Origin of the sequence: Flavobacterium macrobrachii (genome assembly GCF_014486675.1) — a bacterium.
GTDB classification, from domain to species: Bacteria; Bacteroidota; Bacteroidia; order Flavobacteriales; family Flavobacteriaceae; genus Flavobacterium; species Flavobacterium macrobrachii.
Window position 1 is genome coordinate 1 of the sequence record NZ_JACTAC010000101.1, and the last position, 7,923, is coordinate 7,923.

Genomic DNA, 7,923 nt, shown 5'->3' on the forward strand with positions numbered 1-7,923 from the left:
TTTTTTTTTTAATTTTTTTTGGTTTAACAAATAATTTCTTGGCGATTATAAATAGTGACTTTCTGAAAAATTTCTAAAATAATTTTAAAGATATTTTTTGTAAAGCAATGGAAAACAATACAATAAAAAAATAATTTAACCGTTATTAAAAAAAAGCGACAAAATAAAAAAGTATGATAAAAGCACTACATGTATTTTGAATTTATTTATTAACCATTAAATTTTAAATTATGTATTTTCTACAGAAAAATGATGAAAAGTTTGCCGTTCAATTGACAAACTTTTCTAGTAAGTTGCCAGGTTATAAAGATATTTTTAGTATATCTGAAGCAGAGTTAGCAGAGGCAGAAGCTGACGTCTTTATTTTACATGGGCAGTAACTTCTGCCAAAAAAATTACGGATTACAAGAAAAGTTGGATTGGTTTTAAAAATATTCTTCGGCTTGATACGGGTAATCCAGAATTAAATCCAGTACCAGAAACTTCTAACATTACACCTATTCCTGATGAGGTTTTGCCAGGTATTCAATCTCGTTTTTTAATTCAAGCCAAGCGCATTAAAGCGCATAAAAACTATACCGAAGCTATTGGTCAAAATCTTGGTATTGAAGGGACGTTTAGTAATAGAATGCCACTAGAAAATGTTCAGCCTATTCTAAAAGCAGTAATGAATGGAGGAAGAGTAAATCTACAATGGAAGAAGTCCACTTATGATGCTATTATTATAGAAAAAGATACGGGTAGCGGTTTTGTGTTTTTGGATAAAGATTTGCGTCCAAATTTTGTAGATACAACGCCTTTGCCATCGGGTAGTGAGAGCGCCGTTTGGCGATACAGAGCAATGTATATGTTTAAAGATGAAAAAGTGGGCAGCTGGAGTGATGTGGTTACGATAACCGTTGGCGATTAAAATAAATGTTTCATTTTAGTAGGAAAGGGTTTTAAAACATTGGGTTTTGAGCCCTTTTTTTATGGTTTTTAGTTAATGTTTGGCTAGCAATATTACTTTTTTTATACCAAAGCAATTTTTAAAACAGCTTTAGTGCCAATTGCATTTCCGTTTATGTCTTCAAGATCTATGTACTGCAAACCATCATTGTTGTTGTCATTATTAATGAGCTGCAATCGTTGAGAAACGGCGGTGGTGGAAAACGAGTTGTGGTTATTTTTAGTCTTTATAGCTTCTGATTTTTTTCTACCAATGCCGTTGTCTTCTACGGTACAAATAATGAATTCTTCATCGGCATCAAGAGTAAAATTGATGCTCACGGTTTTATTTCCTTCTTTGTGCAAAAGCCCGTGTTTAATACTGTTTTCTACAAATGGCTGAATGAGCATTGGCGGTAACTCGGTATATTCATCGTCTATGGTATCATCAATAGCTATTGAGTAAGTGAAGTCATTGTCAAACCTCATTTTTTCTAGTTCAAGATATTTAGTAAGTATATCCACTTCGGTCGATAAAGGAATTTTCTTTTTGCCCGAGACGGCAAGAATTTGTCTGGTTAGATAAGTAAAATTGCCCATTTGCTCGTTGGCAATTACTTTGTCGCCATACATAAATTGTTCTTGAATGGAGTTGAGTGCATTAAAAATAAAATGCGGGTTCATTTGACTTTTTAGTGCTTTGAGTTCGCTTTCGGTAGCTTTTTTTTCAGCCAAAAGCGTTTTTTCTGTTTCTTCCAATGAAATTTTTAAGAGTTCATTTTCTTTGTTAGTTTTATAGCGTTTGAACAATAAAAAACTGATAACGACCAATGAAACTAAAAAGATAATGATGAAAAGATTGATTGATTTTTGACGTTGGTTTTCTAGTTCAGCAATCTTTTTTTGTTGGGATAATGCTTTAATTTGGCTTTCTTTTTTTTCGGTTTCATATTTAAACTCCGATTTTAAAGCGATGTTTTTATTTTCGTCATAAAAAATGCTGTCGCCAATATTTTTTGCTAAAGTTTGATAGTCAAAAGCAGCTTTGTAGTTAGTTAAATGTTGATGAATAGCGCTCAATAACTCGGCAGCATCTTTTTTCTCAGCAGGATAATTGGAGATTTTGGCAATTTTGAACCCTTTTTCTGCATCAATTAGTGCTTGTTTATAATTTTTTTTGAAGAGATAAATTTTTCCCAAGTTGATTTGAACTCGCGCTAAGTTGTTATTAACATTAAGTTTGCTAAACAAATCAGCCGATTGTTTAAAATAATCTTCGGCTTGGTTAAAGTTTTTTTCTTCTAAAGCAATTTCACCAAGATGCTTGAGCGACATGGCTTTTGCGGTTTCAAAATTATTCTTGTTTGAAATGGTTAAACTTTTTAGAGCAAATTTTTTGGCTTCGCTATATTTATTTAGTTGAAAATTTGAATTAGCCAAACTGTTTAAAAGGATGGATTGTCTGTTTTCCAGTTGATTATCAGTAGCAATTTTTAATCCTTTTTGATAATATACTATTGCTTTTTGATATTCTTTTTGATTGTCAAATATTCTACCAAGCGCTAAATAGGTTCGCTCAACACCTTCGATATCATTAACTTCTTCAAAAATTTTAAGAGCTTTTAAGTTGTTTTCAATGGCTTGAGTAGTATTACCTTTTAGATTATATACATGTCCAATGTCTGTTAAAACATAGGCAATCGTCGTTTTATTTTTAGACTGATTAGCATAGCGCAACGCTTTTTTAAAATAAATCAAACTGCTATCTACTTTGCCAAGATAGTCAAAAGCGGTACCTATATTTTGCAAATTGGAAGCGCACTGTTCATCAAAATTGATTTTTTTGGCGACTAAAAATGATTTTTTATAACAATTGATGGCTTTCTGGTATTGATCAGTATAATTGTAAAATGCACCATCATTGAGCAATGCAATTGAATAGTATTTGTAAAACGTTTTTTGAAAAGTATAATTGTTGGATTTTAAGTTTTTGGAAGCAATGGTTTTGAGTTGGTTGTTGTCTTTTATCCAAAGTAAATGGTTGTTTTCTTCTTCAATTTTTTTATTCAAATCATAGCAAAGCAAACTGTCTTTTACTAAAAGTGTAGTCTCATTTTTAGATTGAGAAAGCACCATTTGAAAAAGAAAAAGTAAGCAACACTGAAATAAAAAACGTTTTTTCATACACTGATACCACCAATAAATTCGTCGAAATCATTTTTCTTTTCCCTAGCAACTGGGATAATTTTGTTGTTTTCAAAAACGAGTGTAGCTCCATCTTTTTTGCTGTACTTTGAGATTTTTAAAATATTGACCAAGTAAGAACGATGCACTCTATAAAAGCGATTGTCGTTTTGAAGTAATTCGTCAAATTCTTTAATTTTTTTACTGATTAGATAATTCCCTTTGGTAGTAATAACGTGAGTATAAGAACCATCGGCTTCAAAATAAAGTAAGTCCTCTATTTTTATAAACTGCAATCCATCAGAAAGCGGTAACCCAATTTTTTGCAATTGCTGCACCGAAAGGTTTTCTTTTAAAACCGAAACTTGCTCAATAATTTTGTTTTGACCTCTAGTTTTGATGGCTTTTTCAACAGCAGCTTGCACTTTGCTAATACTAATAGGTTTTAAGATATAATCAATAGCTGAAACTTCAAAAGCTTGTAAAGCATACTCAGAATAAGCGGTACAAAAAATAGTTTCAAACGGCGGAACATCAAAGTAGTCGAACAAGGCAAAACCATTTTCGTTAGGCATTTCAATATCCAGAAAAACAATGTCGGGTTTTTGTTTGTTAATAATTTTTACTGCTTCGTTTACACTAGCTGCTTCATCAATTACTTCAATGCCTTTGCAATAATCAGTAATAATATTTTTAAGTATAGAGCGAGCTTTAGGTTCGTCGTCAACAATTAGGACTTTCATAAAAGTGGTGATTTCTATTTTCAAATGTAACTGTTTTTCATGAAAAAAGTTAGTCAAAAAAATACGGTTTATGAAGTCAAAACAACATTTGATGAAGTGAAAATCATTATAAGTAGTTTGTAAAGGAAATAATAGGTAAAAAATAAGTTTACAGTTTATGAATTCAAAACAACGGTTCGTGTATTTACAACTCTATGTAGCAGGCTGATGTGTCTAATTTTGCGCTATAAATAAAAATCTCAAATTATGAAAAAAACTCTACACGTATTATGGTTGGCATTGTTTAGTATCAACATCAATGCACAAACACCCATTCAAGAATTTAACTTCAACGGAAGTTTAACTAATTCTGCCAATAATGCAACATTTGCTGTTACAGGAAATTCAATTTCTTATGGAACGGATAGAAATGGGGTTGCTAATAATGCAGTACAAATCAATGGAATAAGTGGAGGATGTTATTTGACGTCAAATTTGACTAATTTGCCAATAGGAAATGCTGCTAGAACTATTTCGTTTTGGTTTAAATCAATAGATGATACAAATAATATTTATAATTATCCTTTTGGTTATGGAACGCAAGCTGCAAATCAAGCATTTGGTGTGCAACAAAATCCTGCAAATATTACTGTTAATGCTAATAGAGTTGAGGTTTATGGATTTGGACCAGCGTCAAATAATATAGGAGTAACTCCTTCAGCTTTTGAGCTAAATACGTGGTATCATTATGTGGTTACTCATGATGGAGTAAATACAACAAAGATTTACAGAAATAACGTCTTGCTTTCTAGTTTTACAAAAACTTGGGCTACTACAGGAACAACGGCTACAATAGGTAGAATAATTGCAGGCGCTTATAACGATGGTCAAAATTTTACAGGTTTGATAGATGATTTAAAAATTTATAATGTAGAATTGAATGCTAGTCAAATTAATACACTTTATACTTCCGGATCAACTTCTGTAACAGTTCCAGTTATTTCGGGTACAAATTTTACTGGTTCAACACCAACTAGTGGAACTATTTTTTTTGATATAAATCCAGGTGGAGCAACCACAACTACAAACATTGTTTTTACTCAAGTTGGTGCAGGAATTGGAAGTGTAATTGCAGGTCCAACAGTTTCAGGAAATACAACACAAACAGTTAATTTTACCATTCCGGGTTTAGATAATGGAACTTGTTATACTTATAGAGTTGAAGCAACCAATAGCGCTGGAAATGCAGTGCCTTCCAATGTTGCAGGTTTTTGTACCTATGATGCGGATTTTAATAAAGTACCTTTTTATCACTTTGATTTCAATGGAAATACACAAGAAAAAAGTGATCCGACTATCGCTTTTGGTAATCCAAATTCTGGTTTTATAGATAACAATACTGCCATTAGATTAAACAATAATGTTCAGGCAATTATTTTGCCATTACTTCCTCAAGGAACAAGAAAGAGAACAGTTGCTATTAAGTTTATGTTTGAATCTGGTGCTTTGTCACAAGCCAATAATGTTTTTAGTTATGGTACAGCTACTGCTGGTCAATCATTTGGTTATACCCAAGATACTGCTTCACAGGCAACGCATTATTTTTGGGCAAATGATATCAGTTTTTCTAACCCTATGAACTTTGGTACTTATTACACAATGGTTTTTGTATATGATGGTTTGGATACCAAAATTTATAGAGATGGAACTCTTGTCAATACTAGTTCATTAATGTTTAATACAGTAGGAACAATGTTTAGAATTGGAAGAACAACAACAGGTGTTGGTGGTTTTTTTAATGGTAGAGTAGATGATTTACGAATTTATAACGATAGTTTAAACTCTAGTGATGTTACTCAGCTTATTAATTCCTTATCAAACAGTGAATTTAGTAAAAACTTAAACTTTAATTTATATCCAAATCCAGCCAAAGATTATGTAAATATAAATGTGGAAAGTGAAATTAATTCAGTTGAGGTTTTTACATTACAAGGACAAAAAGTACTGTCTTCTAATCAAAAAGAAGTTAATATTTCTTCGTTGTCAAAAGGTATTTATTTGATAGAAGTAACGGATGTAAATAATCAAAAAGCGGTTCAAAAACTTATTGTCGAATAAAGTATGAAAATGATAGAAAAGTATCGATTAGAGCTAACAATACTATTGATTTATAGTATTATTTTAGGTGTTGCTTTTAGCATACTAATTGAATAGTTAAGTAGTTTTTTAATTGTAAAAGCCAAGTAGAAATACTTGGCTTTTTACATTCGATAAACAATTGCATTAATATTCATTCCAGCGCCAACCGAAGCAAAAATAATCACATCGCCTTTGTGCAGTTCTTGATTTTCAATTTGCCCTTTTACTAACGAGTCATATAAGGTTGGAACAGTGGCAACACTCGAGTTACCCAACTTGTGAATACTCATCGGCATAATGCCTTCGGGAGGTGTTTGTTTGTATTGCTTGTAAAAGCGTTGAATAATGGCTTCGTCCATTTTTTCATTGGCTTGATGAATCAATACTTTTTTCACCTCACTAATGTCGATACCGCTTTTTTCTAAACACGAAGCCATCGCTTTTGGAACTTGACTTAATGCAAATTCATAAATTTTTCTACCGTGCATTTTTATATAGCGAACATCAGGATCGTGGTCTTTGTTGAACGAGTTACCAAAAAATAAATAATACGCCTCGTCATAAGTAAACGTAGCCGTTTCGTGGGCTAGAATTCCGCCTTCGTCTTCGGTGGCTTCTATAATAGTTGCGCCGGCACCATCGCTATAAATCATTGAATCTCTATCGTGTAAATCAACCACTCTCGAAAGGGTTTCGGCACCAATAACCAAACATTTTTTTGCCATACCGGCTTTAATAAAAGCTTGCGCTTGAATGACACCTTCAATCCAACCTGGGCAACCAAAAAGCATGTCATACGCCACACATTTTGGGTTTTTAATACGCAAGTCAAACTTCACTCGCGTAGCTAAACTTGGCAAAATATCGCTTTGAATGGCACCTTTTTTAACGTTGCCAAAATTGTGGGCAAAGATGATGTAATCCAGCGTTTCTGGGTCAATTCCTGCATCAGCAATAGCTTTTTTGGCAGCAATCGTGGCTATGTCTGAGGTGTTTAAATCGTCGGTTACATAACGGCGTTCTTGAATTCCAGTAATTTCAAGAAACTTTTCGGCAACAACATCATTCGGATGCGGAAACGGTGTTCCGTCATCATTTAAGAAAACATGTTTTGCAAAATCTATATTTGATACTACTTCTGTTGGGATGTAACTACCCGAACCCGTTATTTTTATGTTCATGATTTAAAAAAAATAGAACTACTAAATTATTCTTTTAATACGTAAAAAACTTTGTTCTCAATCAAAACTTTTAATTTTTTGTTATATTATCATAAATCTTTTGATAAAAATAAATTATTGACATTTTTTTCAGCTAATTTTTTTATAAAAATTTATTTATTTTTGAAAAAAAAATAGGCATGAAAAAAATTTACCTCATTCTAATCGTATTATTTAGTTGTTTTAAAGCAACTGCTCAAAATGATTTGTGTTCAAATGCAATTTCAATAAATCCATCACCCAATTGCATAAATACTTCAGGAAGTTTTAATGGTTCAGGCAATACCGAAACATCAACTTCTTGTTTTGCAAATTCGCTTCAAGATGTTTGGTACAGTTTTGTAGCAAATGATGCAACCATCAGTATTACACTTGTAAATCAGGCTAATATTAATTTAGGATTGGAAATTTTTACTGGTTCATGTAATGGAACAAGTTTTGCTTGTGACAATTCATCAAGTAGTCTTACCAGTGAATTTTTTCAAAGTAATTCATTTACAGTTGGCGAAACATATTACATAAGAGTTTTTCATGTGGGAACTTTTGCAATTTCCTCTAACTTCACCATTTGTGTTCAAAATTACCCAACACCAGCAAACGATTTATGTTCGGGAGCAATTGCTTTAACACCAAACACCAGTTGTGTAGGAACATCGGGTACGTTTAGTGGTTCGAGCAATACGGGAACAACAACTACTTGTTTTGCAAATTCGCTTCAAGATGTTTGGTAC

7 protein-coding genes are annotated in these 7,923 nt (G+C 32.3%); 4 read left to right on the forward strand and 3 right to left on the reverse strand.

Annotation, left to right across the window (positions count from 1 at the left end; all coding sequences use genetic code 11):
- Positions 1-230: 230 nt before the first annotated feature.
- Together IAI56_RS14735 and IAI56_RS14740 are read left to right on the forward strand one after the other, a co-directional pair.
- Positions 231-380, forward strand: a complete 150-nt coding sequence (locus IAI56_RS14735; protein ID WP_187658590.1) for a hypothetical protein — start codon at positions 231-233, stop codon at positions 378-380.
- Positions 381-514: 134 nt separating this feature from the next.
- A complete protein-coding gene (locus IAI56_RS14740; protein WP_187658591.1) occupies positions 515-910 on the forward strand; it encodes a hypothetical protein in 396 nt (131 codons plus the stop codon).
- Positions 911-1,011: 101 nt separating this feature from the next.
- Here the strand turns inward: IAI56_RS14740 and IAI56_RS14745 are convergent, their stop codons facing one another.
- On the reverse strand, positions 1,012-3,063 hold the full coding sequence (locus IAI56_RS14745; protein ID WP_187658592.1) for a tetratricopeptide repeat protein: 2,052 nt from the start codon (positions 3,061-3,063) through the stop codon (positions 1,012-1,014).
- A 44-nt stretch (positions 3,064-3,107) separates the two neighbouring features.
- Positions 3,108-3,878, reverse strand: a complete 771-nt coding sequence (locus IAI56_RS14750; RefSeq protein ID WP_187658593.1) for a LytR/AlgR family response regulator transcription factor — start codon at positions 3,876-3,878, stop codon at positions 3,108-3,110.
- 222 nt (positions 3,879-4,100) lie between these two features.
- Here IAI56_RS14750 and IAI56_RS14755 point away from each other — a divergent pair, with 222 nt between their 5' ends.
- Positions 4,101-5,951 carry a LamG-like jellyroll fold domain-containing protein gene (locus tag IAI56_RS14755; RefSeq protein ID WP_187658594.1) on the forward strand — a complete coding sequence of 617 codons (1,851 nt, stop codon included), beginning with the start codon at positions 4,101-4,103 and terminating at the stop codon, positions 5,949-5,951.
- 143 nt (positions 5,952-6,094) lie between these two features.
- On the opposite strand, the gene IAI56_RS14760 is transcribed toward IAI56_RS14755, so the two are convergent.
- The gene (locus IAI56_RS14760) at positions 6,095-7,153 is read right to left on the reverse strand and encodes a 3-oxoacyl-ACP synthase III family protein (RefSeq protein ID WP_187658595.1); all 1,059 of its coding nucleotides are present in this window, start codon (positions 7,151-7,153) and stop codon (positions 6,095-6,097) included.
- Between the two features lie 179 nt (positions 7,154-7,332).
- On the opposite strand from IAI56_RS14760, the gene IAI56_RS14765 reads away from it, so the two are divergent.
- Positions 7,333-7,923: hypothetical protein (locus IAI56_RS14765; protein WP_187658596.1), on the forward strand; the 591-nt coding region annotated here is incomplete at its 3' end.